General features: G+C 62.8%; 21 protein-coding genes and 2 tRNA genes. 10 read left to right on the forward strand and 13 right to left on the reverse strand.

The annotated features are described in order from the left end of the window. Nucleotides 1-8 precede the first annotated feature (8 nt). Both ACOOFN_RS04260 and ACOOFN_RS04265 read right to left on the reverse strand, forming a co-directional pair. Nucleotides 9-1,367, reverse strand: coding sequence for a DUF1501 domain-containing protein (locus ACOOFN_RS04260; protein ID WP_420434012.1), 1,359 nt, complete (start codon nt 1,365-1,367; stop codon nt 9-11). Nucleotides 1,368-1,376: 9 nt separating this feature from the next. Beyond that, a complete protein-coding gene (locus tag ACOOFN_RS04265; RefSeq protein WP_420434014.1) occupies nt 1,377-3,797 on the reverse strand; it encodes a DUF1800 domain-containing protein in 2,421 nt (806 codons plus the stop codon). 179 nt (nt 3,798-3,976) lie between these two features. Between ACOOFN_RS04265 and ACOOFN_RS04270 the strand changes: the two genes are divergently transcribed. Both ACOOFN_RS04270 and hemC read left to right on the forward strand, forming a co-directional pair. Then, nucleotides 3,977-4,053: transfer RNA gene (locus ACOOFN_RS04270), tRNA-Arg, on the forward strand. Nucleotides 4,054-4,077: 24 nt separating this feature from the next. Further along, nucleotides 4,078-5,046 (forward strand): hydroxymethylbilane synthase, encoded by a 969-nt coding sequence (hemC, locus tag ACOOFN_RS04275; RefSeq protein ID WP_420434016.1) that lies wholly within the window; start codon nt 4,078-4,080, stop codon nt 5,044-5,046. A gap of 4 nt (nt 5,047-5,050) precedes the next feature. Here hemC and ACOOFN_RS04280 read toward each other — a convergent pair whose 3' ends face one another. Then, nucleotides 5,051-7,207: a reprolysin-like metallopeptidase gene (locus ACOOFN_RS04280; protein ID WP_420434018.1), complete on the reverse strand. Its 2,157-nt coding sequence runs from the start codon at nt 7,205-7,207 to the stop codon at nt 5,051-5,053. Nucleotides 7,208-7,358: 151 nt separating this feature from the next. Between ACOOFN_RS04280 and ACOOFN_RS04285 the strand changes: the two genes are divergently transcribed. After that, on the forward strand, nt 7,359-8,156 hold the full coding sequence (locus ACOOFN_RS04285; protein WP_420434020.1) for an SDR family NAD(P)-dependent oxidoreductase: 798 nt from the start codon (nt 7,359-7,361) through the stop codon (nt 8,154-8,156). On the opposite strand, the gene pgeF is transcribed toward ACOOFN_RS04285, so the two are convergent. From pgeF to ACOOFN_RS04320, 7 genes are all read right to left on the reverse strand, one after another. Continuing rightward, a complete protein-coding gene (pgeF, locus tag ACOOFN_RS04290; RefSeq protein ID WP_420434022.1) occupies nt 8,153-8,917 on the reverse strand; it encodes a peptidoglycan editing factor PgeF in 765 nt (254 codons plus the stop codon). The two genes, ACOOFN_RS04285 and pgeF, sit on opposite strands and share 4 nt — an antisense overlap. Beyond that, the gene (locus tag ACOOFN_RS04295) at nt 8,914-10,338 is read right to left on the reverse strand and encodes a protein adenylyltransferase SelO family protein (RefSeq protein WP_420434024.1); all 1,425 of its coding nucleotides are present in this window, start codon (nt 10,336-10,338) and stop codon (nt 8,914-8,916) included. Before ACOOFN_RS04295 ends, pgeF begins: the two co-directional genes overlap by 4 nt. Then, nucleotides 10,335-11,231 (reverse strand): alpha/beta hydrolase, encoded by an 897-nt coding sequence (locus ACOOFN_RS04300; RefSeq protein WP_420434026.1) that lies wholly within the window; start codon nt 11,229-11,231, stop codon nt 10,335-10,337. The genes ACOOFN_RS04295 and ACOOFN_RS04300 overlap by 4 nt, the downstream gene beginning before the upstream one ends. A gap of 41 nt (nt 11,232-11,272) precedes the next feature. After that, on the reverse strand, nt 11,273-11,497 hold the full coding sequence (locus ACOOFN_RS04305; protein WP_420434028.1) for a hypothetical protein: 225 nt from the start codon (nt 11,495-11,497) through the stop codon (nt 11,273-11,275). A gap of 133 nt (nt 11,498-11,630) precedes the next feature. After that, on the reverse strand, nt 11,631-12,215 hold the full coding sequence (locus tag ACOOFN_RS04310) for a DUF924 family protein (RefSeq protein ID WP_420434030.1): 585 nt from the start codon (nt 12,213-12,215) through the stop codon (nt 11,631-11,633). A 263-nt stretch (nt 12,216-12,478) separates the two neighbouring features. After that, a complete protein-coding gene (locus tag ACOOFN_RS04315) occupies nt 12,479-13,156 on the reverse strand; it encodes an alternative oxidase (protein WP_420434032.1) in 678 nt (225 codons plus the stop codon). Between the two features lie 423 nt (nt 13,157-13,579). After that, nucleotides 13,580-13,664: transfer RNA gene (locus ACOOFN_RS04320), tRNA-Leu, on the reverse strand. A 100-nt stretch (nt 13,665-13,764) separates the two neighbouring features. Between ACOOFN_RS04320 and ACOOFN_RS04325 the strand changes: the two genes are divergently transcribed. From ACOOFN_RS04325 to ACOOFN_RS04335, 3 genes are all read left to right on the forward strand, one after another. Next, the gene (locus tag ACOOFN_RS04325) at nt 13,765-14,400 is read left to right on the forward strand and encodes an exopolysaccharide biosynthesis protein (protein WP_420434034.1); all 636 of its coding nucleotides are present in this window, start codon (nt 13,765-13,767) and stop codon (nt 14,398-14,400) included. Between the two features lie 72 nt (nt 14,401-14,472). After that, entirely contained in the window at nt 14,473-14,985 is a 513-nt protein-coding gene (locus tag ACOOFN_RS04330; protein ID WP_420434036.1) for a disulfide bond formation protein B, read from the forward strand. Beyond that, nucleotides 14,982-15,548, forward strand: coding sequence for a demethoxyubiquinone hydroxylase family protein (locus tag ACOOFN_RS04335; RefSeq protein ID WP_420434038.1), 567 nt, complete (start codon nt 14,982-14,984; stop codon nt 15,546-15,548). Before ACOOFN_RS04330 ends, ACOOFN_RS04335 begins: the two co-directional genes overlap by 4 nt. A gap of 15 nt (nt 15,549-15,563) precedes the next feature. Here ACOOFN_RS04335 and ACOOFN_RS04340 read toward each other — a convergent pair whose 3' ends face one another. Further along, nucleotides 15,564-16,127 carry an HNH endonuclease gene (locus ACOOFN_RS04340; RefSeq protein ID WP_420434040.1) on the reverse strand — a complete coding sequence of 188 codons (564 nt, stop codon included), beginning with the start codon at nt 16,125-16,127 and terminating at the stop codon, nt 15,564-15,566. Between the two features lie 175 nt (nt 16,128-16,302). Next, nucleotides 16,303-16,977, reverse strand: coding sequence for an alpha/beta hydrolase (locus ACOOFN_RS04345; protein ID WP_420434042.1), 675 nt, complete (start codon nt 16,975-16,977; stop codon nt 16,303-16,305). A 68-nt stretch (nt 16,978-17,045) separates the two neighbouring features. Here ACOOFN_RS04345 and gluQRS point away from each other — a divergent pair, with 68 nt between their 5' ends. From gluQRS to ACOOFN_RS04365, 4 genes are read left to right on the forward strand one after another with little or no spacing between them, the layout of a single operon-like run. Then, nucleotides 17,046-17,921 (forward strand): tRNA glutamyl-Q(34) synthetase GluQRS, encoded by an 876-nt coding sequence (gene gluQRS / locus ACOOFN_RS04350; protein ID WP_420434044.1) that lies wholly within the window; start codon nt 17,046-17,048, stop codon nt 17,919-17,921. 46 nt (nt 17,922-17,967) lie between these two features. Further along, the gene (locus ACOOFN_RS04355; RefSeq protein ID WP_420434046.1) at nt 17,968-18,903 is read left to right on the forward strand and encodes a DMT family transporter; all 936 of its coding nucleotides are present in this window, start codon (nt 17,968-17,970) and stop codon (nt 18,901-18,903) included. A gap of 10 nt (nt 18,904-18,913) precedes the next feature. Further along, nucleotides 18,914-19,990, forward strand: coding sequence for a Rieske 2Fe-2S domain-containing protein (locus ACOOFN_RS04360; protein WP_420434048.1), 1,077 nt, complete (start codon nt 18,914-18,916; stop codon nt 19,988-19,990). Nucleotides 19,991-20,044: 54 nt separating this feature from the next. Then, nucleotides 20,045-20,251 (forward strand): twin transmembrane helix small protein, encoded by a 207-nt coding sequence (locus ACOOFN_RS04365; RefSeq protein ID WP_420434050.1) that lies wholly within the window; start codon nt 20,045-20,047, stop codon nt 20,249-20,251. Here the strand turns inward: ACOOFN_RS04365 and ACOOFN_RS04370 are convergent. Continuing rightward, the gene (locus tag ACOOFN_RS04370) at nt 20,248-21,312 is read right to left on the reverse strand and encodes a serine hydrolase domain-containing protein (RefSeq protein ID WP_420434052.1); all 1,065 of its coding nucleotides are present in this window, start codon (nt 21,310-21,312) and stop codon (nt 20,248-20,250) included. The two genes, ACOOFN_RS04365 and ACOOFN_RS04370, sit on opposite strands and share 4 nt — an antisense overlap. Nucleotides 21,313-21,388 lie beyond the last annotated feature (76 nt).

Here is a 21,388-nt window from a genome sequence, read left to right on the forward strand (position 1 = left end):
CAAAATACCTAGGCGAACAGATTCACAGGCCCGCGTCCGCCGCCATTCCACGTCGACCAGTTCGGGAAGACATAGGGCATGTCGGCGTCGGAAACGCCGAGCCAGCGAACCAGTGAGCCGCCATATTCCTCGATCGAGGTGGAAGGAATCCAGCGTCCGTCATCACGGGAATCGTCCGGCCCGGCGAGGGCGAGATCCGGGTAGCCGCCAAGTAGCTGATTGGGCGCGAGCCCGCCGGATACCACAAAATGGTGGGATCCCCAGGCATGGTCGGAGCCGGCCGAACCATTGCCGGCGAACACACGATTGAAGTCCGACATGGTGAACAGCGCCACGTCGTTTTCGACTCCCAGGGCCTTCATCGTGTTGTAGAAGGCGTAGACACAGCGCCCGACATTGGCGAGCAATCCCGAATGCGTTCCGGCCTGGCTCCGGTGATTGTCGAAACCACCGGTCGAAACCATGAAAGTCTGGCGGGTCGCATTCAGCACACCGCGACCCTCGATCAGGCGGGCAACCCGCTTGAGCTGGTCGGCGAGACTGCCGGTCACGGCATTGTTGTCCGGATCGACAAATGCAGCCGTGACGGCGGATTCTTCACTGTTCAGGATGCCGTCGAGCTGAAGGCCTGCATCGAGGTCACCCTGCATGATATCGCGGGTGATCTGCCCGAGGTCCGAATTCTGCGTCGCCGCCAGCATCACGTCGACCGCGTTGCGGCGCGCGATATCGTCGGCAGTCGTGCTCGACGGGTCGTAGCCGGAGCGCTGCAGACTGCCGCCCGACAAGAGAAGCGGGTTGTTTCGCTCGCCGATCATGGCGCGTTGGGCACCCGCCAGGGAAATCGAAGGAGCTTGAAAACCTGCATCGACAAACCGGTCTCCCACGCGGCCCATCCAGCCGGTCGGCAATTCGCTGGTGCCGCCTGCCGTCTGCCAGAGATTCTGCTGTGCGTCATGCGAGAACAGGTTGGCAGGGTGAAGGTCGGGGCGGCTTTCGAACTGTTCTCGCGTCAGCGGTTGCAGAAGCGGGCCCGTATTGAACACCCAGTTCAGTCCGCCCTCATTCCAGATGTTCTGCAATGGCGCGAGCGAGGGATGCAGGCCGTAATTCGTTCCGGGCAGCCCGACCAGGGCGTTCTGATCAAGGGCGATCGCGCCGCCTCTGGCCTGCTCGTAGTCGGCAAATCGCTCGTCAGTCGGCACGATCATGTTGTTGGAATCATTGCCGCCGAAAAGGAAGAGCGTGACGATCGCCTTGTAACCGGTTCCGCCACCGATCGTCTGGGCGCGCGCCAGGGCGGGCATGAAGGAGGCGAGACCCGATCCGGCAACCAGGCGGAGAACATCGCGGCGACTGACAGGCATGGCGGTCTCCTAGTGATCGATCTGAAATTGCGGCGAGGTCGCTATCAGATAGATAGCGAGCTGGGCGCGAAGCTGGGATTCGCGCAATGGATCGCCCCAATATGTTTCGGCATTCATGGCGTCGATGATCGCTGCGCGTTGCTGGGCATTCAGGTCTTCCTCCAGCGCGAGCTCATCAAGCGTATCGAGCAACCGGTCAGGGTCGTAGGCCAGACGTCCCCAGGATGACCAGTCGATCGAACTTCCGGTAGAAGCCGGAATTTCGGCGATCGGGCGCCAATCCCAGCGATTACCCTTGTTTCCGAAGGTCCAGTCATAGATCAGGTTATGGCGATCAACCGTCGTGCTGATATTCATCAGGCCCTGCGGCGGGCTGACGAGGTCATCGGCGCCGGCGAGCGCAAAATCAGGGGGATAGAAGTTGAATACGGACGGGCTTTCGAACGGCACCTGACCGAGTGCGTCCATCCGCAGGATAAATGCATAGCCGTCTGATTCCGCACCGATCAGGCGCATCAGCGATGTCATCAGGAGAACCGGTTCTCTCAATTTGCCGGCACGCGCCGGGTCGGGATCGGCATTGCGCGCTTCGGCGTCGAGCATAATGGCGCGCACGACAGCCCGGAGATCACCACGCACACCGGCTCCATTATTCTCGAAAACCGCGGCGACGCGGTCGACATAGGCCGGTGACGGGTTTGATGTGACGAGGTGCTGGATCAGCTGACGAGATATGAACGGCGGAAGATTGGCGTGAGCGAAAATGATGTCGATTGCCTGTTCGAGATCGGCATCGGGGCTTTGACCGCCTGCCATGCCAACGCCCAGGAAAAACTTGGCGCCGCTGTCGTGCTCGGCCGGGACCGGCTCCATCTCGCCCGAGAAATTCGGCGGGTTGTTGAAGGAGGGAATGAAGTTTCCGGCCGACGGGTAGACCCAGCCGGTCAGTGCCCGCGAGAGCTCCAGCACATCTTCTTCCGTATAAGCAGGAATGGCACGGCCGGACCCGTCGAGCTGGGTGGTACCATCACGGTTGAGCCGGACCTCGCCCAGCGAGAATAATTGCAGCAATTCACGCGGAAAATTCTCGTTCGGCGCGATGGCCCGGGAATTCACCATATCGAGATAGGTGCCCATGACCGGTGAACGCGCGACCGCTTCGAGAATGTCCCGATAATTGCCGAATGCGTTGTCGAGCAGCATCCCGTTGTAGTCTGCGAGGGCGTAGTTGAGGGGTACGCCCCGCTCGGACACAACAAGGATCTGCGACAATGCCCAGGCCACGCGCTGGCGCAGCTGGTCGTCATTTCGCAGCGCGTTCTGGAAGAACCGTGTCTGCAGCCGAATAGCGGTGAAATGATCGCGAAAGCAGGAATCCGGCATGTTGTCGCAGAAATTCACAGGCACGGCTTCCGCTGCAAAATCGGCATAGCTGGATGTTGCCAGATCAAGTTGGCGATCGACCCAGGCCTCGACACCCGTGCGGCGGATGTCCTCGATCAGCGTCTGATGGGCGCCGAAACTTGCCTGCTGTGCCAACCGCAGCGCGTCGCGGCTTCCGAGCTGATAGTCGGGACCGGGCGCTGTAATCGCGGCGCTGGTCGTCGCGGTCAGTTCGCCGCTGACGAGGAATTGCACTTCGACCCGGTTGGTCGCGGGTGCAAGCGCAATGGCGCTCCCGGCGTCCGCTTGCGCGAACACCGCGAAAGTGGCGATGTCGTCAGCACCGAAATAGCGGAAGACACCTGATGTCGGCGTCTCCAGACATTGGCCGTCCGCGTCGGTCTCGCAAACGGTCAGCTCTGCAGGCAGGTCTGCGTTCTGACCATAGCTTCCCACGGGTCGGACATTCACGAGGCCGGCGGCACCGATATTGATCGCTGAAATCGCCATCGCCTGCCGGCCACCCTCGCTTGCGATTCGGATGACGCCGTCATTGTCGGGAAGCGCGATGCCAATCGCCACGATATCCGTCGGCGCTGTCTCGGCCACGACGAGTTCGAATGTATTCACGCCATAGATCGAATCCGCCGGCGTTCCGCCTGCGCACTCAAAAACCGGCGGGATAATGCCATCGAAAGCCTGATCCGCCGTGACCGCCAGAACAAGCGATTGCGACGCTCGTGGCGGCAGAGAAAATGGCGTGTTCTCACTTCCGGGAACAACCGCGTTGGTTGCCGGATCCGTCCAGACGAAATCGAGCTCGAGATCGCGGAACCGGCCGGGCAATTCGACCTCGCAATTGCCGAGTGCATTGTCGGTTCGATTGACAACCGTTGCGAAAGTCGTGGCGGTCGCGGTGCCACCGTCGGGCAGGGCGACCGCGCGCGTAGCCGGGGAGACCGCCGCACCGAGATCGCCAGCGAGGGCCGCGTCTGAAATCGCAAGACATGCGGCCAGTCCGAGCAGGCGTTTCGCTGATTGTATCATCCGGTTTCCAGCCCCCAGCACTTGTGCATGTGACTATGTCTTCACGCATCAGGCTAGGCATTTCCGTCGGCGGCCGCCATGGGCACCCCAAGAAAAGGTTTCCCGACAGGTAACAGAATCATCCGTTTTCTTGCATTGGAGCTTTGTCTTTGAACAGGTCGAAGGTATGAGCGGACCAAGGCCCCGTAGCTCAGTCGGATAGAGCATCAGATTCCTAATCTGAGGGTCGCAGGTTCGAATCCTGCCGGGGTCACCAGCTTCAGGAGCAATCGTCAGCGGCATGAGAATCGGAACACGCAAAAGCAAGATGGCGCTGGCGCAAACGCGGGAGATCATTGCCGCGCTCGCGGCCGCTCATCCGGACCTGACCATCGGGATTGCCGAGAACGATACCGCAGGTGACCGCGATCAAACCAGCAAGCTGCTGGTCCACGGCGGCAAGGGCGGCGCTTTCGTCGCCGGCATCCGCGCGATGATGCGCCGTGGCGACATCCAGATGGCGATGCATTCCCTGAAGGACATGCCGGGCAATGAAGAGACGCCGGGTCTCGTGATCGGTGCCTTCCGGCCGCGCGAGGACGCTCGCGATGCGCTGGTGCTGCGCGCTGGCCTGGATTTCACGGCGTTCGAAGCGGCTGGCGGTAGAGGCTTCCGGCTGGGCACGAATTCCGTGCGCCGGGCCGCCCAGTTGCGGCGACGCTTTCCGGATGTCGAGATCATCCATTTCCGAGGTGCCGCAGACAGCCGCATCCGCAAGCTCGACCAGGCACTCGGCCAGGGTCTGCCGGATGGTGGAACGACCGAGCCCGCTGACGGGCTGGTGATGGCGGCGGCCGGGCTGCGCCGCGTAGGGCTGGCGGACCGGATCTCCCATGTTTTCGAGACCAACGAGATCCTGCCGGCGGCGACGCAAGGGATCGTCGTTGTCGAATGTGCGGCGGATGACTGGCAAACACGACAAAGGCTGGCAGCCATCAACGATCCCGCTGCGCAGACTGCGGCTGATGCCGAACGCGAGCTACTCTGGGTTCTGGACGGCCACTGCAATTCGCCCATCGCGGCCTATGCCGAGGCCCAGGGGGATGGCCTGCGATTGACGGCTGAGGTCCTGGATCTATCCGGGAAAAACGTGCTGCGCGCGCAAGCCGAGGGCGCTGTTGATTCGCCGCGCGCGCTCGGCCGCCGTGTGGCCCTCGATCTCATCTCGCAAGGTGCTGCAGACATCATTGCCCGGACGCGTCCGCGCTGAACCCTCATTGCGCCGCTGTTCGCACCGCCACGCTTGTCGCGCCGACCGAATGTCCGCCCGGTGTGCGGAAGTGAACGAATACGCGGTTTCGCGCCGGATCGTTGGCAATGTCATTATTGCTGCGCAGGAACACCGCGAATGTCGCCGTTTCGTCAGTGCCGAGCAAAAGCGACTGACTGGCAGCTCTCGCGGTCTCGCATGCCCCGCTCTCGGCGTTCGTGCGGCAGATCTCGAGCGTCTCCAGCGCCGCAATGCCAAATGCTGCTTCCGGCGTGACGACAATGGTCCCGATGGAACGCAGATTTATACTGGCGACGGAAAAGGCCGATGCGCCGCCGCCCGCCGGCAGTTCGACAAGACCGTTGTTTGCCGTGGTCGCTGCCAAAGCCACAACATCGGGCAGCGACAGGGAGGTCGAGGTAAAGCGGAACGTATTCACGCCAGCGATGCTCGGAGCGGGCGCGCGATTGGAGCAAACCGTGTCAATTCGCAGATCGTCATAGCTTTCAGTGAGGCCGCGCCTCAGAGACACAACGAATGTGCGAATCTCTCCGGCCGGGATATCCACACGCTCGCCGACAGCCCCGACAGGCTCGTTGGTCGCCGGATCCGTCGGTCGCACCGAGAACTGGCCCAGTGCAGCGCCGTGTAATTCCAGGCCGCAATTCTCGGCCGTCGACCCTGTGGAAGCCGGATTGGCAATCGAGACAAAGGCGGTCGCCGGCGATCCGGATGCCACGGTCCGGCTGTAGGGCAGGATGGCAGAACGTACCGTCAGACCCGTCGGACGATAGTCGCGAACATTGTATCCTGCTTCGCGCATGGATCGGGCATTGTCGGTCGGCGTGGTGATGTCATCATTTGGCGAGCCCGGTGTTTGCACACTGCCGGCGCCAACTCCACAAGCCTTGCCGAAACAATTATCCTGTTCGGGATTGGAAAAGCGCACCAGCCAGGTCTCGTTCGGATACGACCCCGAGCAGGTCACACCCGACCGCGAGGAATCGTAGGCCATGATTGTCCGCATGTCGCAATCGACGCGGTGACCATAGGAGAAGTCGAAGACCGCCGGACTGGTGGTATTCTCGACATTGTGTGTGGACCCCAGATTGTGACCTACCTCGTGGGCGAATGTCAGGTCGCCGCAATTCGCCGGCGTTCCGTTTCCATCGGGGCCATCACCGCTGACCGCAATTCCGAGAATCCAGTCTTCGTCAGGATCGACCTCGCCCTCGCCGCCGAAACCCGGGACGTATGCAACACCGCAATAGGTCTGCTGGGCCCGCCAGTAGCGACGAAGCATCACGACAATGTCGGCACCCAAGGCGTTGCGCCATTCAAGGAGGCTGGAAAGGTCGCCATCATTGACGCAGCCATTGGGACCGTTGGAGCATTCGCCGCCGGCGACGTCCGGCTCGGAACCGGGGTGGCCGAAACTGGCGCCGGCAAACAGATCGTCAATGGATTCGAGCGTTGACGTGTATTCGTTCCACGTGCCTGGCACCCGAGTTGCGCCGACAAGACGGGCGCGTAATCCGGTATCGCTGTCAATCAGGGCCTGATCGAGCACATTCACGAGGTGTTGCAGCCGTGTCATTAGTCCGAGGCCGTAAAGACTGATCATACCGTCCGTGTAGACGATCGCGATGTCGATCATGCCATTGGACCCGGCAGCGACGGCTCGCGCCATGCGTTCGCCGTCGAACGCGAATTCCGGTAATGTGATCGCCGGCTGCGGCGGTGACAGCGCATCGGAGCCGGGCTCATCAATGACGCCGGTTTCGGGCAACCAGACGGATGGGCCGCCCGCGCGTTCCGGTGCCAGCCGCCAGGCGCCGGAAGGTGTTGCAGCATAACCGAACACGGAAACCGGACCTTGGGTAATCAATACCCGGTATTGCTGACCGTATTCGGCGAGGTGACCGACCCAGACGCGCGACGGGGACGTCGCATCGTCCATTCTGTCGAGGACAATGTCATGGCGCGCGCCCGACGGCAGAGCCAATGTGACCTGCTCACCGAGCGCGAGATCCCGGGCGCCGTCGGACAAGCCGGAAAAAGCAGAGGTCTCGCGTGGATCAGGCGTGAGCAAGCCCGGCTGGGCGAGCGCAGCCGGTGCGGCAAAAACCGCTGTGAGTAGAAGAGCAAGCCATCCTGTCATGTTGTTTCTCCCCGAGCGGGCACAGAATATGCCGGGCTCGGCTTATCGGGCATCACATTCACGTGAGAAACCGGCCGTTCCGGGCGGTCTGTCATCTCGACAAGGACGGCGGTTCACGGCCATTGTGCAGTCAGGATCGGGGAGAACGGATATGGAATTGGACGGCAAGATCGCGATTGTGACTGGCGGCGCGGGCGGCATCGGAGCCGCCGTGGCACGGGAATTCCATACGCGCGGCGTGAAAGTCGCCTGCTGCGACCTCGACGGGATCGCTGCCGACAAAGTGGCCCGCGAGTGCAGCGGGTTCGGCAAACGCGTCAATGTCGCCGATGAGGGCGAACTCGCGGTTTTCATCTCGGAAGTCGAGCGGGACCTGGGTCCGGTCGATATCTTCTTTGCCAATGCCGGTGTCGGCTATACCGACGGACCGCTGGGCGGCGCCGCTTCAGCGCCGAATGCGAACTGGAAAAAAGCGTGGACCATCAATGTGATGCAAGCCGTCTACGCTGCCCGGCACGTCATCCCCGGGATGGCGAAGCGCGGCGGCGGCGCCTTCATGATCACTGCCTCGGCGGCCGGCTTGCTGGCACAGATCGGCGATGCCGCTTATTCGGCCACCAAGGCCGCTGCGATCTCGATGGCTGAATCCATCGGCATCACGCATGGCGATGACGGTATTCAGGCACACGCCATTTGCCCGCAATACGTCAAGACCAATATGACCAAGGACCTGCCGGATGCGATGACCTCGGTCGACGGCATGATTACCGCCGAGGATGCCGCCAAAACCATCGTCGACGGCGTCGAGAACAATGAATTCCTGATCCTGACCCATCCTGTCGTCGCCGACCATTTCGCCAAGAAGGCCACTGATCGCGGACGCTGGGTCGGCGGCATGCGCAAGCTGCGCCGAATGTTGATGGAGATGAATGACGGTCGGACGATCTAGATCAGCCCGATTATCCCGGCCTGCCCGCCAAAGGGGCCGCCCTTTGCGCGGCGGCAGGAAAAGAAGCGCTCATCCGCGAACGTGCAATCCCTGGAGATCCAGATGTTGTCCGGCTCAACGCCTGCTTCGGTCAGCTGGCGATGGACCGCAGCCGTGTTGTCCAGCCTGGCACCGCCAGAGCCGTCGACCGGCCCCGCCAGGCCCTCGAGCGAACCGAACAGGTCTATGAAGGCTTCGAGCACTTCCGGCCCGACGCGGTAATTCTCCTGGCTGATCGCCGGACCTATGGCGGCGCGCAGATCAACGGGCCGCGAGCCGTACGCAACCATCAGCGCATCGATGGCTTGGCGCGCAATTTCGCGCACCGTTCCCCGCCAGCCGGAATGAATTGCGGCGATGGTGTTCTGTACCGGATCGTGGAGCAGCAGCGGTACGCAATCCGCAGTCTGGGCGACCAGGCCGATACCGCGAACATTGGTGATCATCGCATCGCATTCGCCGATCACGCCATCGTCGGGCGCGCGGTCGATCATGCGCACGCGGTTGCCGTGAACCTGGCGCGCAAAGACAAGCCGCTGCAGGCCAAGCGCGTCGCCGACGCGGCGGCGGTTTTCCACGACATTGGCTTCGGGATCGCCGTCGCGGCGCGACAGGTTGAGGCTCTCGAACACGCCCAGGGACACGCCACCTTCGCGGGTCGTGAAACCATGCGACAGACCGGGCCGGTCGAGGGTCGGGGCTTTGATCAGCGGCAGGTTCAAGCGGTGTCCTCCGGCAGGAAACCAGTGCGGTTGCGGCCAAGATCATAGCCTGCGCGGGCTTGCGCAACCTCCGCGAACAGATCGTGAAGCGCCGACCAGTCGTCGGATTCATGGATTGGCGCCCATGCCGCTTCCATGACGTCTATTGCCATGTGCACCGGATCGGGGCGGTCGAAATAGGCGTGCGACAACCGTTCGGGACGGTCGGCCCGGTGGCTGGCGAAGAGGTCGGCAAAGGCTTCGTACTCAGGTCCGGAATAGGCGCGCGGCGCGGCGGAAATACGTGAATTATCGGCGCAGAAATGATCGAAAATGGCGGCCTCGAACGGCAACTGGCTGGCGTTCAGGAAAGTGATGAAGGCGCGCACCATGGCCTCGGAACCGGATTGTTCGACCACTCCGAGGCGGCAGCACCAAGCATTTGTCATTGCAGCGGTATAACGATCCGGGAAAGTGTTGAGCACGTCGACCAACGCGTCCTGCTCACCCACGGACAGGAGCGCCGCGGCGAGCTGTTGCAGCGCCCAGAACACGGCTTCCGGCTGGCGGGCATAAGCGTAGAGTCCGGTCTCGTCGAAATAGGCCGCGGTGAAGCCGGGCTTGTAGGTCGGCAGGAAGCGCCAGGGCCCATAATCGAAGCTCTCGCCGGTGACGTTGAGATTGTCGGTATTGAGGACGCCGTGCACGAAGCCGGCGGCCATCCATTGCGCGACAAGCCGGGCAGAGGCACCCGTGACTGCTTCCAGGAAGGCGGTGGTCTTGTCCACGCCCGATTGGCCGGCGAGCTCCGGATAATACATGTCCGCAACATGATCGATAAGTGACGTCAGCCTGTCCGGCGCCTGTTCATGGGCATGACGCTGGAAGGTGCCGAAGCGGACATGCGAGTGCTGCAGGCGGGTGAGCACCGCCCCGCGCGCCGGCGAAGGCTCGTCATGGCGGTGCAGTTGATCGCCGGTCTCGTAAACGCAAAACGCCTTCGAAGTGTAGACGCCGAGGGCTTCGAGCATTTCGGCCGCGAGGATCTCGCGGACCGCGCCCTTGAGCGTCAGCCGCCCGTCACCGCTGCGCGACCAGGGTGTCTGGCCGGATCCCTTGGTGCCGAAGTCGAGCAGCCGACCGGCGGAATCGCGCATCTGCGCGAAGAGGAAGCCGCGCCCGTCTCCGATCTGCGGGTTGTAGTGGCGAAACTGGTGACCGTGATAGCGCATGGCGAGCGGTACATGCGGATATCCATCGAGCGGCGCGAAGGCGGCGAAATGGCGTTGGCGGTCAGCCGCCGACAAATGGTCGAGCCCGATCTCTTCCGCCCAGCGCTGATTCCACCATCGCAGCTGCGGCGCGGGAAAGTCCGCAGGGTCCACCGCATCCGCGAATTCGGGGCCAAGCAGGGCGAAGGCCGATTGCGGCGAGAAGCTCATTCCGAGAGCGCGTCGCGCAGGGCGTTGGCGGCCAGCTCGCACTGCGCCTCGGCGCCGATCGCCACGCGCGTCAGATTGAAGAAGCCGTGCGGAAGACCCTTGGCCAGACGGTAGGTGACGGGCACCCCCGCCGATAGCAGCCGGTCGCGATAGGCCTGCCCCTCGTCGAACAGCGGGTCGAGCTCGGCGGCTGCGATGTAGGCAGGTGGCAAGCCCTGCAAATCATCGGCAAACAGCGGCGACACGCGCGCATCCATGGGATCGCAGTCGCCGCAATAATGCTGCCGGATCCAGTCGAGTGCGCGCGCCGACAGCATGTGGCCCTCGAGCATTTTCGGTTTGACCTTGCGGGTCTCGGCGAGCTGCAGCAATGGATAGATCAGGAGCTGGAAGTCGATCTTGTCACGGCGTGCCTGGGCAATCGCTGCGGCGAGCCCGCCACCCGCCGAATCACCGGCCACGGCCAGCCTTGCCGGACTTTCCGAAACCGCCCAGTCGAGCGCGGCGACAGCGTCTTCCCAGGCGGCTGGAAACGGGTTTTCCGGCGCCAGCCGGTAATCGACCGACAGGACGCGGCTGCCGGATTGCGCACAAAGCCGCTGGGCGACACGATGATGGCTGTCGAGATCGCCAAAGGCATAGCCGCCGCCATGGTAGAACACGGTCATCGCATCGAGCGGATTGTCCGGCGTGTAGAGGCGTGCCGGTATCTCGCCGGCAGGGCCCGGCACGCTCAGATCGTTGACGTCGGACACCGGGGGCGCCGCAGATTCCATCAACGGGACCAGCTTGCGCAGCGCAGCGCGGCCATTGCGGCGGCTCGTTCCCGGTGCAAACGGATCGGTCAGGCCAGCGCGGGTTATGATGTCGGACCAATTGAAAGATGTCGCCATGGCCAGCAGTTAAGCGGGAGCTGGCAAAACTGCAATGCGGTCTAGTGAAGCGTCACGTCCATGTCGCGCTCAAGCCGTCCGGCGAGTGCATCCTCGACGACCGATTTCAGCGCCCGCCAGGCATCAGCACGTTCGGCATCGCCGGCTTCTTCCATTTCCCCGACAGCCAGGTCTGCATATCCCAGTGCCTTGACGCCGTGTCGGTCAACGAGAAGGAAGGCGAGCGACAACATGTCGGCGGGTGTAATGCGGGCGGATGTGATCATGGCTCAATCTGGCTCCGAAACGGGTCTGGCTTGAGACATAGCAAGTGACTTGCCAGTCCCGGCCATTGCCGCGTTCAGTAATTTCAATGAGTTAGCCAAGTCCGAGCGAAGTGCCGCCGGGCCAGCTTTGCCGTCAGGTCTTTTCTGCCGGGCTCTTTGATCCGGGCGCATAGCCGCCGCCCGCGAGATAGGCCTCTTCCTCGGGCGTGGATTGGCGGCCGAGCGCGTCGTTGCGATAAGGGAAACGGCCAAACTTGGCGATCACGTCGCGATGCAGCCGCGCGTGGTGGAGGTTATTATTGCCGTCCGGCATGCGACTGGAAAAAAGCTCGATGGCGAAATCCTGGTCGGCACTTTCCTCGGAATGCATGAAAGGCATGTAGACAAAGGACCGGCGGTGTTCCGGCACTTCCAGGTCCTGGCCATTGTCGATCATGGCCCGGGCGATCTGCCGTGCCAGCGCGTCGAACGCGAAGGCCTTGCCCGAACCGCGCCAGACATTGCGCGTGAACTGGTCGAACAGGATGAGCAGTGCCAGTCCGCCATCCGCCGTCTCGCGCCAGGGATGATCGCCATCTTCCATGCGGCGGGCCTCGTTCTCGATCACCTGCCCGAACCGGCGCCGGATACGGGCATCGAATTCCGGTGTCGAGACAAAGTGCAGCTTGGGCTCGGTTTCCTCGAACCAGAAGCGCAGGATGTCGTCAGGTGTGGTCATGTTCTTGCCTCGCTGCCGGTTTCGGGCGCCCCATTGTCGTGGAACCTGATGGCGAAATCCGTGAAAGTGAAGGTAATGGACCCGGCACAGGTCGCAAGCATTGTCGCGGCTTGCGGACCTGCCGGACTGGACACCTCCATGACCTCCTCCTGTCCTGCAGCATGGTGGGGCCCGCCCGCGTCCGCTTCGCTTTGTTAATCGCCCGCAGCGCCAGCACGGAGCGGCCTTTCCCATCAGGAGCGACAACCTTTTTCCTGGCGGATCTAGCGGTCGTCGGCACGCGTGTGGTCATCGGAGCGGCGTCCGGGATTGCGTCCGGCGTCGATATCGTCGGCAAACTCGTGGTTCTTGTCGCGATGGCCGGCCTCGTCGGCGCGTACGGCGATAACCACATCGCGCAGACGGGCGCCTTTCGGCAATTTCCAGTAATCGATGGCGATCTGCGGGGCCGGCACGTTTTCCAGCGTGCCCGCATCGATTTCTTCTAGATAGCGGGTATAGCTGGTGACCGCTTCTTCCTCGAAATAGCCGACAATGCGATGCGCGGTGCGCGGCGCGAACAGATAGATGAAGAAGTAGACATTGTAGAAAATCGCCTGGACGATCATGATCAGAATGCGCTCGAACAGGCTCGGCCGGGCGATCTCGACGAAGGTCATGAGGTGCATGCGCTCGTTCTCGGCCTCGTCGAGCAGATCGCGGATCCAGCCCTTGTCGTCGCACATGCGGCGCAGGGAGCTAAGGTGCTGCAAAAGGCCGCCGACCATGCCCGGAACGGCCGCAACGGTTTCCAGAACGACGGCGCGGTGGCCATAGCGCTTGCGGAAGAATCGGTCGGCGATGAAACGCAGTGCCTTGACGAAGCCCAGCGCGATGCGGTCGCTCGGACCCTTTGCCGCCCGATGATAGTCAATATCGATGTCCGGCTGGTGGATGGTCATATCGTTTGGTCTCTACCGTCGCCCTATTGGCAACGTGTGAGCGATATAGGCGTTCCGAACGGCGGATGCGACGCGACGCTTTGACCGGGGTTGGTACTGTTCCCTTTTTTGTCATCCTGGCGGGCGACCCATTTCAACTTACCTCATGTTGACGTGCTGGCCGCAGGCCAGCCTCGAACCACGCAGGGCGATTGGCCTCCGATCCTTCGAGGCTCGCTACACGAGCACCTCAGGATGAGGTGTGAGGGTGGCAAGCTTGCCATTCGATGGCGATGTGTCGCCCCGAACCCAGCAGGGTTCGGCAAGGGCGACCGCCCGTCCGCAGCGAAGGCCGGCATGTCCGGCCGAAAGCGAGGAGCGAAAGCCCGGATTGGCTTGAGCACGAAAGATATTCCAGCCGAAGCTCGCGCAGCGAGCGAAGGCTGGTGCCCCTGGTCCGACTCGAACGGACACTTCCGAAGAAACCGGATTTTGAATCCGGCGCGTCTACCAATTCCGCCACAGGGGCCCTTGCAAAAGGGAGGCGGAAATTGCCTCCAACTGCAGCGTATTGCAATAGCGCGTTCCGGCAGCTGTTCAGCCGCGATCAATCGCATTAAGAGAGGCGCATGATCGACGTTTCCCCGCCCGACAATGATGCCCCGGAAGGCCTGGTCGCCCGTCTCGTCCACATCGGCGAAGGCGCGCCGGAGACCGGGCTGACGCTCGGTGAATTCATGGAAAAGCTGGGCGAGCGGGCCTTTGGCGTCATCTTGTTTGCGCTGGCCATCCCGGTCTGTATCCCGTTCCTCTACGGCATTCCGCAAATCATCTCGCTGCCCATGCTTGCGCTGGCAACGCAAATGGCGGCCGGGCGTCACGAGCCGTGGCTGCCACAGAAGTTCGCGGCGCGGCAATTGTCGAAATCCGGGCTCGTTCGGATGGGGCGAATCGCCAAGCGCTGGTTCGGCTGGATCGAGAACATCGCGCGGCCGCGCCTGCTCTTCCTGTCGGGGCGCGCCGGCGAGCGAATTGTCGGCGGCGTGTTCTGCCTGTTCTGCGTGTCGATCCTGACCCCGCTGCCGCTGACCAACTCGGCGCCCGGCGTGGCGATCGCTGTGGCGGCGCTGGGTCTGATCTCGCGCGACGGCATCCTGGTGTTGCTGGGCGTCATCTGGGGGCTGATCTGGATTGCCATTCTGGTGATTGGCGGCCCGGCGCTGATCTATACGGTCATCGACTGGATTCGCGGCGCGTTGGGCTGACTCGCGCACTTGTGATCCCTGCGGCTGAATGCGCGCTTTTCCAAGCCAGATGCGCGCCTTAATGTCCTTTGCATGAACATCATCGCGTCTCTGCTCACCGCGCAACGCTGGCCGCTGCTGGCTGCGCTGGCCTCGGCCCTGATCCTCGGCGGGGCGTATTTCTTCCAATATGTGCTGGGCTATGACCCATGCGCGCTGTGCTATGACCAGCGGCATATACACAAGGCGGCGATCGGCGTCGGCCTGATTGGCGGGCTGGCCATGATGTTTGTGCCAGCGCTGCGCGCCTATGCGATCTGGGTGTGCCTCGCGCTGGCGGCGATCTTCCTCTATTCGGCCGGGTTCGCCTTCTGGCATGCCGGGATCGAATATGACTGGTGGGATGGCCCTGCCAGCTGCACCGCTGCCGGTCCGGTGAACATTTCCACGGACGATCTCCTCGCCGTACTCGATGGCGGCGGGCCGGTCGTGTTGTGCGATGCGGCCGCCTGGACCTTCCTCGGGATTTCCATGGCCGGTTATAATGCCCTGATGTCGGCTGGGCTGGCCGGCATTTCCGCCTATGTCGGGATGGCAAAACGATGAGCCGCGGCGACCGCCCTGCCCTGCCCGGAAAGCGCCTATCCGAGGACCGCATTGCCGAGATGATCCGCGTCGATCATGCCGGTGAATACGGTGCCGTGGCGATCTATGAGGGTCAGCTCGCCGTATTCGGCAAAATCCCGTCCAAGACGCATATCGCCAACCAGTTGCGGCACATGGCCGAGGACGAGCAGGCGCATCTCGATGCGTTCGACGATTATATCCGGACGCGCGGCGTGCGGCCAACCGCGCTGATGCCATTGTGGAAAATCGCCGGGCGGACGCTCGGTGTCGCAACTGCGCTGATGGGCGAGAAGGCGGCGCATGCCTGTACGGAAGCCGTCGAAACGGTGATCGAGGGACACTATACGGACCAGATCGCCGAGCTGGAAAACGCCGGCGAAGACGCGTTGTCGACCCGCTTCACGCAATTCCGCGACGAAGAAGTCGCGCACAAGGATCTCGCAGTCGAGGAAGGCGCGAAAGACGCGTTCGGCTATCCGGTGCTGTCTCGCGTGATCGAGGCGGGCTGCCGCGCAGCGATTGCAGTCACGAGCAAGGTCTAGGCCGCCGGAAACGCTTTAACGTTCCAGCTCGGCATCCCAATAGAGAAAGTCCATCCAGCTGGCGTGCAGGTATTTCGGCGGGAAGCGCCGGCCCTGCGCCTGCAGCTGGTGCATGTTCGGGCGGAAGGCGTGCGGGTCGGGCATGCCGGCCTGGCGCGGCGTACGCCCGCCCTTCTTCAGATTACAGGGCGAGCAGGCGGCGACGATGTTTTCCCACGATGTGCGGCCGCCCCTGGAACGTGGCACAACGTGGTCAAAGGTCAGTTCCTCGACCTTGTCGCGTCCGCAATAGACGCAGGAAAATCCGTCGCGAAGCCAGATATTGTAGCGGGTAAAGGCCGGTGTGCGGTTGTGGGTGACGTATTCGTGCAGCGCGACAACCGACGGTGCCGGCACCTCCATCGAGGGCGAGTGTATCATGTCCTCATAGGACGACACGACGGTGACGCGTTCGAGAAAGACGTTCTTTATCGCTTCCTGCCAGCTCCAGATCGAGAGCGGCCAATAGGAGAGCGGCTGATAATCAGCATTGAGGACGAGGCAGGGCCAGCCCGATGGGGCCTTATCGAGCACTTGCATGGCACCCTCCCGTTCTCACGGTGGGACCAGCCATGCGCATATACCTAAAGAGCGCCCTGAACACGCACCTCCCTGTCCGGAAAACCGGCGGGATTCTCAGCGAATCACGCCGAATTCCGTGTTGGCAATTTATACCGGCAAAAGCGTAACACGCTTATGACGACGCTGTTAACGATTAAGAAGGATACGGCTTTGCGTACTGGCCGGACAGCGCCTTGCGCAGGAAACGGCCGCCGATCTCCAACCCGTCCGGGCCGATCCCGTGCGGAATACCCGGCGAGATGTGCCACTGACAGGAGGCGCCCGCCTCGCAGAGGCCCTCGGCCGCGTCGAACATCATGCCCAGCGGCAACACGTCGTCGCGGTCACCGTGGATAAGCTGGATTGCCGGTTTGCAGCGGATCTCGTCCTTCAGCGTGATGCGGCTGGGCATGGCACCGGAATAGCCGAGAATGGCAACTGGTCCCGGCGAACGCCGCAGGCCGACATGTAGTGACATCATCGTGCCCTGCGAGAACCCGACGAGGGCGATATCCTGATCGGTCAGGCCGTAGCGGGTCAGCTCCTGGTCGATAAAGGCGTCGAGTGTCGGCGCTGCCGCCACGACGCCGCGATTGGCCTCGTGCGGGTCCAGACGGGTGATCGGGAACCATTGATAGCCATTCGGAGCGCCGGGCACGGGTTCGGGCGCGTTCGGCGCCACGAATTGCACGTCCGGCAAGTCGCGCGCCCACTGCCCGGCCAGGCCGATCAAATCCTCGCCATTGGCGCCATAGCCATGCACGAGGATGACCAGTTTGCGCGGCTTCCGGCCGTTGGCGGGGGGCAGTCGGGGTCCGTCGATCATCATGGCCGCGGACTATAGGCCTGCGCGCGGGGACTTGAAGACGGCAAGCGCAGGCGCGAAAGACTAAAGACATGAGCGATTTCGTGACCCGTTTCGCGCCCTCGCCCACAGGCCGGTTGCACCTGGGGCATGCTTTTTCGGCGCTGACGGCGTTCACCGCCGCGCAAAAGGCCGGTGGGCGTTTTCTGATCCGCATCGAGGACATCGATACAATTCGGTGCAAGCCGGCATTCGAACAGGCCATTCTCGATGACCTCGCCTGGCTGGGGCTGGAGTGGGAAACACCGGTGCGGCGGCAATCCGAACATTTCGGCAGTTATCATGGCGCGATCGACCGCCTCGCCGATCGCGGTCTCGTCTATCGCTGTTTCAAGACCCGCAGGGAAATCCTCGAGGATATCGCGCGGGCGCCGCATCACTCCGGCGAAGGAGCGGACGGGGCGATCTATCCCGGCCCGGCTTCAAAGATGAGCGAAGACGAGGAAGCCGCGCGGCTGGCCGCTGGAGAGCCGTTCGCCTGGCGGCTGTCGCTGGCTGCGGCAAGCGCCGAGCTCGGCGATCTTGCCGCGCTGACCTTCGAGGAAGACGGACGCGGTCCGATGGGCGAGACCGGCACCATTCCCGTTCGGCCCGAACTGATCGGCGATGTCATCATCGGCCGCAAGGATGTCGGCACCAGCTATCACCTGGCGGTGACCATGGATGATGCCACGCAGGGCATCACGCATGTCATCCGCGGCGAGGATTTGTTCTTCGCAACCGCCGTGCATCGGCTATTGCAGGCGCTGCTCGGCCTGCCGGTGCCGGTCTATCGCCATCACCGCTTGGTGACTGGGGATGACGGCAAGCGCTTTACCAAGCGTGACAAATCCCTGTCATTGCAGGCGATCCGCGATGGTGGCGCCAATGCGAAATCACTCCGCCTGCAACTCGGTTTCAATTGGTGATTTCCCTTTTTGCGTGAGGCGTATATGCGGCATGTCGGGAGGCTTCATGCGCGACACGTCCGACAAAACCGTTCTCATCGGCCTGATCGTGCTGACGGCTGGCGCGGTAGCGACCGGCATGGCCGCGCCGTTGGTGAAACTGTCGGGGCTGGGCCCGCAAACCGTCGGCTTCTGGCGCATGACGCTTGCCATACCCTTTGCCTTTGCCTGGCTGCTGCTGGACCGCAATCCGCCGGCAAAACCCGATACGCCCGCCGGCCCCAAGCGCTGGTTCTTCCTTGTCCTGCCTGGCCTCATGTTTGCCGGCGACCTCGCTTTCTGGCACGCGGGCATCAAGATCACGAGTGTGGCGAATGCCACTTTCCTCGCCAATCTGCAGCCGGTCTTCGTGGTGCTGGCGGCGTGGCTGATCTTCAAGGAGACGATCACCCGGCAATTTCTGCTCGCGGCGGGTCTCGCCGTCGCTGGCGCCGCGCTGTTGTCGGCCGGGAATCTCACCGTCGCGCCAGACCGCTGGCCGGGCGATGTTCTGTCGATCGCGACGGCCGTCTGGTACGCGGCATATATCCTGGCGGTGCGGCAGGCGCGGCGGTTCGCCTCGACCGGCACGGTAATCTTCTTCACTGCAGCGGTTTCGGCGCCGATCCTGGGGATCGTGGCGCTGGCGTTCGGCGAAACCATCTGGCCGACGAGCGCGACCGACTGGCTGGTGCTCGCTGCGCTTGCCGTCGGCGTGCAGATCATTGGCCAGGGCGGCGTTGCATTCGGGCTCGGCCGGGTACCGACGCCGGTTGCGTCGATCGTCATCCTGATACAGCCGGTCGTGGCGTCCATCGCCGGCTGGTGGATGTTCGGCGAAGCTTTCTCGCCATTGCACTATGCCGGCGCGGCGCTGGTTCTGGCGGGCGTCTACTGGGTGCAGCGCCGGTCCCGGGCCGCCGCAACAGCTTCCGGCTTGGCGAAACCGCCAACGAAGGGCTAGAGACAGAGCCATGGCTAAAGACACCGCCCTTGACGACGTTTTCCTGCGCGATCTCTGGTATTTCGGGATTGTCGGCAAGGAGATCAAACCCGGCGAAATGATCCAGAAGGAGCGCCTGGGCGAACTGATCCTGTTCGGCCGCACCCATGACGGCGAAGCCTTTGCGATGACGGATATCTGTCCACACCGCGCCATCCTGCTGTCAGGCGGGCGCATGGTGAAGGGAGAGAGCGGCACCGAGGTGCAATGCCCCTATCACGGATGGCGTTTCCGGCCCGACGGGCAGTGCGCGTCAATCCCCTCGCTGACCGCCGACCAGGCCGAAGCGATGGATATTGCCAAGATCCGGGCCAAGACCTACCGCGTGCATGAAAGCTACGGGATTGTGTGGATCTGGTTCGGCTATGACGAGGCCGCAGAACCGTGCCTGCCGCCGCCTACCCTGGATATCCCCGAGGATTCCGAGGTCCGGATGTTCGACGCATGCGACTTCCATTGCGACATGGACGCCGCCGTCATCAGCCTGATGGACCCGGCGCATATTCCCTACATCCATAACCAGTCCTGGTGGCGCACGCCGGAAACCATGCACGAAAAGCAGAAAACATTCGGGCCGATCGAACGCGGCTTTTCCATGCTGCCGCACAAGCCATCCTCGAATTCCTTCATCTACAAGCTGTTCGGCACCGGCATAACGACGGAAATCCAGCTCGAACTTCCCGGCTTGCGGCCGGAATACATGAAGGCCGGCGACAAGCACGTCACGACGGTGACGATCGTCACCCCGGTCAGTGCCAACAAGACGATCATCTCGATCATCCTCTACTGGAATCACGGCCTCGTCTCGCTGGTACCGAAATGGCTGATCCGCCGGGCGATCCGGGTCTTCATGAAGCAGGATTCCACCGCCGTGGATTCGCAGGCGATCGGCCTGTCCTATGACCCGCCGCAAATGTTCATCCATGACAGCGACATTCCGGCGAAATGGTATCTCGCCCTCCGGCGAAACTGGGAAAAGCATCGGCTCGAGGGTGCAGACTTCGTCAATCCGCTCAAAGAAAACAAGACGCTGCGCTGGCGCAGCTAGGGTGCGACAAAGCGTGATTGGACGGCGGCGCGCGGGCGCACTAGGTGTGCCTCCATGTTGATGCTCTTGAATATACTGATCGTGTTGTCGATGGTGGCCGTTCTGGGAACGCTGATCCTCGGCATGGTGAACATGGCCCGCGGCGGCGAAGGCTCTGGCGCGCGCTCGAATGTGCTGATGCGCTATCGCGTCGGTATCCAGTTTGTCGCCGTCATGCTGATGGTGGTCGGCTTCATGGTGCGGCAGTCGCTCGCCGGCTAGTTTTCGGCCAGTTCGTCCAGCACGAGGCGAACACGCGGGGCGACCCTGTCGATGCGCCCGTCATTCACGCCGGCAACCGCAATGCGCTGCTCGTCCGGCCAGATCGACGCTTGCAGAAACCACATCGTGTTGGACCCGGCATGACGCAGTGATCCGTCTGCGCTGACGCCCCAGCCCATGGCGTAATCTGCGCCATTCGGCGGCGTGAGCAGCATATCCCAGCTCGCAGCCGACAGATAATCCGTCTCGTTTCCGCGCGCGCCGTCGAGAACGAGCCGCAGGAAGAGGGCGTAGTCGGGCATTGAAATGTGCACGCGCCCGGCCGGGTTCATGGCGACCGGATTGTCGGATCCGAGCCCGGTGCCGACCGGCTGCAATCGACCCCACCTCGAGCGATGACCCTGCGGATTGTCGCCCGGCGGTGGCCCAAAGCCGGCGTTTTCCAGGCCAAGCTCATCGAAGACTTCGCGCTGGATGAGCCTTTCCCAGCTTTCGCCGGCCGCTTCTTCGAGCATCAGCGATGCCGCCACATAGCCGGCATTTGAATACAGAAATTCGCCGCGGTCTCCGGCAGGGTCGCGGAGGATTTCGCGCAGATAGGTGCGCCGGTCGGAGCGCGGCACACGGTCACCGGTTCCTGACAGGGCGATCATGGTCAGGCGGCCGGCATTGGCGGCGATGCCGGAGCGGTGCTGCAACAATTCGGCGAGGGTTGCCGCAGCGAGATCCGGATGGATATCGTCGAAGCGCTCGCCGAGCCGTTCGCCCAGCGTGGTGTCCCAGTTGATCACATCGCGCTCCACCAAGCGTGCGGCGAGCATGGCGGTCATCGCCTTTGTATTCGACCCGATATGCCAGGAATCGTCGAAGTCGATTGCGGCGTCGCGTGCCGACGTCCGGTAGCCGGCCACCGAAATCATCTGGCTGTTCCCGGTGATCAGCATGACGACGGCGCCCGGCGAACCATCCTCGACAAGACCGTCCGCCAGCGCCTGCACGTCCTGGCGCGCCATGGCCGGTGCGGCCATGATCAGGAACAGCAATAAAAACGTGCGGCGCATGAGACCTTCCCCTGTCTTGCCAGCCTATACTGCCTGCTCCAGTTTGGGGTTCAAGCGGAACAGGCGAGTTGGGAAT

It is taken from the genome of Hyphobacterium sp. (assembly GCF_965217055.1).
GTDB lineage: Bacteria > Pseudomonadota > Alphaproteobacteria > Caulobacterales > Maricaulaceae > Hyphobacterium.

What these genes read in the sequence shown, in the direction of transcription:
- ACOOFN_RS04295 (WP_420434024.1), bottom strand. Translation starts at nt 10,338, where the DNA reads ATGAGCTTCTCGCCGCAATCGGCCTTCGCCCTGCTTGGCCCCGAATTC.
- ACOOFN_RS04300 (WP_420434026.1), bottom strand. Translation starts at nt 11,231, where the DNA reads ATGGCGACATCTTTCAATTGGTCCGACATCATAACCCGCGCTGGCCTG.
- ACOOFN_RS04285 (WP_420434020.1), top strand. Translation starts at nt 7,359, where the DNA reads ATGGAATTGGACGGCAAGATCGCGATTGTGACTGGCGGCGCGGGCGGC.
- ACOOFN_RS04280 (WP_420434018.1), bottom strand. Translation starts at nt 7,207, where the DNA reads ATGACAGGATGGCTTGCTCTTCTACTCACAGCGGTTTTTGCCGCACCG.
- ACOOFN_RS04310 (WP_420434030.1), bottom strand. Translation starts at nt 12,215, where the DNA reads ATGACCACACCTGACGACATCCTGCGCTTCTGGTTCGAGGAAACCGAG.
- ACOOFN_RS04365 (WP_420434050.1), top strand. Translation starts at nt 20,045, where the DNA reads ATGTTGATGCTCTTGAATATACTGATCGTGTTGTCGATGGTGGCCGTT.
- ACOOFN_RS04325 (WP_420434034.1), top strand. Translation starts at nt 13,765, where the DNA reads ATGATCGACGTTTCCCCGCCCGACAATGATGCCCCGGAAGGCCTGGTC.
- ACOOFN_RS04315 (WP_420434032.1), bottom strand. Translation starts at nt 13,156, where the DNA reads ATGACCATCCACCAGCCGGACATCGATATTGACTATCATCGGGCGGCA.
- ACOOFN_RS04340 (WP_420434040.1), bottom strand. Translation starts at nt 16,127, where the DNA reads ATGCAAGTGCTCGATAAGGCCCCATCGGGCTGGCCCTGCCTCGTCCTC.
- gluQRS (WP_420434044.1), top strand. Translation starts at nt 17,046, where the DNA reads ATGAGCGATTTCGTGACCCGTTTCGCGCCCTCGCCCACAGGCCGGTTG.
- ACOOFN_RS04305 (WP_420434028.1), bottom strand. Translation starts at nt 11,497, where the DNA reads ATGATCACATCCGCCCGCATTACACCCGCCGACATGTTGTCGCTCGCC.
- ACOOFN_RS04370 (WP_420434052.1), bottom strand. Translation starts at nt 21,312, where the DNA reads ATGCGCCGCACGTTTTTATTGCTGTTCCTGATCATGGCCGCACCGGCC.
- ACOOFN_RS04335 (WP_420434038.1), top strand. Translation starts at nt 14,982, where the DNA reads ATGAGCCGCGGCGACCGCCCTGCCCTGCCCGGAAAGCGCCTATCCGAG.
- ACOOFN_RS04355 (WP_420434046.1), top strand. Translation starts at nt 17,968, where the DNA reads ATGCGCGACACGTCCGACAAAACCGTTCTCATCGGCCTGATCGTGCTG.
- ACOOFN_RS04360 (WP_420434048.1), top strand. Translation starts at nt 18,914, where the DNA reads ATGGCTAAAGACACCGCCCTTGACGACGTTTTCCTGCGCGATCTCTGG.
- ACOOFN_RS04345 (WP_420434042.1), bottom strand. Translation starts at nt 16,977, where the DNA reads ATGATGATCGACGGACCCCGACTGCCCCCCGCCAACGGCCGGAAGCCG.
- ACOOFN_RS04260 (WP_420434012.1), bottom strand. Translation starts at nt 1,367, where the DNA reads ATGCCTGTCAGTCGCCGCGATGTTCTCCGCCTGGTTGCCGGATCGGGT.
- ACOOFN_RS04330 (WP_420434036.1), top strand. Translation starts at nt 14,473, where the DNA reads ATGAACATCATCGCGTCTCTGCTCACCGCGCAACGCTGGCCGCTGCTG.
- hemC (WP_420434016.1), top strand. Translation starts at nt 4,078, where the DNA reads ATGAGAATCGGAACACGCAAAAGCAAGATGGCGCTGGCGCAAACGCGG.
- ACOOFN_RS04265 (WP_420434014.1), bottom strand. Translation starts at nt 3,797, where the DNA reads ATGATACAATCAGCGAAACGCCTGCTCGGACTGGCCGCATGTCTTGCG.